The 748-nt window shown below is 59.2% G+C and carries 1 protein-coding gene; it reads left to right on the plus strand.

The genetic code is table 11. The annotated features are described in order from the left end of the window. Window positions 1-182 precede the first annotated feature (182 nt). Window positions 183-748 (plus strand): substrate-binding domain-containing protein (locus tag AC1DVR_RS23795; protein ID WP_478003094.1); only part of this gene is annotated, 566 nt, incomplete at its 3' end.

Raw genomic sequence — 748 nt, forward strand, 5'->3', positions numbered from 1 at the left:
CATCAACACCTACGCACAACAGGCGATTACCGGCGGGGTGATCATCATCGCCGTGAGCCTGGATGTGCTGCGCAACAAACTGACGGGAGGAAACAACTGACAGCCACCACGCTTCTTAGCCCACGAGAAGATCACAACAAACAAAGGCCCGGTCAACATGCCCGGGTGAGGAGGAGAGACTGATGCGTACCCTTATGAAAACCGCACGCGCGGCRCTTGTTGGCGTAGCCCTGCTGGCTGGCACCACCGCCTTCGCTGAAGACATCACCATTGCCGTGGTCCCGAAAGTGGCCGTGCCGTTCTTTGACGATTGCAACACCGGTGCTGCTGAAGCTGCCAAAGCCGCTGGCGTGAACTACCAGTGGGTTGTGCCCGCCAACACCCAAGGCGCCACCCAAGTCAAGATCATCGAAGACCTCATCGCCCGCCACGTCAACGGCATTGCGATATCAGTGAACGAGCCCAAGGCCGTGGAAGGCGTGATCAAGGACGCCATGGCCGCAGGCATCAAGGTTGTGACCTTCGACTCCGACAGCGCGAAGTCGGGCCGCAGCATGTACATCGGCACAATCAACAAACAGGCCGGCGTTACCATGGGCAAGTCGATGGCTGAAAAGCTGGGCGGCAAAGGCAAAGTGGCCATCATCACCGGCCAGCTTGGCGCGTCCAACTTGAACGAGCGGATCGATGGCGTCAAAGAAGCCCTGAAGGCCTATCCCGACATCAAGGTCGTGGCCACCGAAGGGAC

This window comes from Rhodobacter sp. P2_H5 (assembly GCF_056403335.1).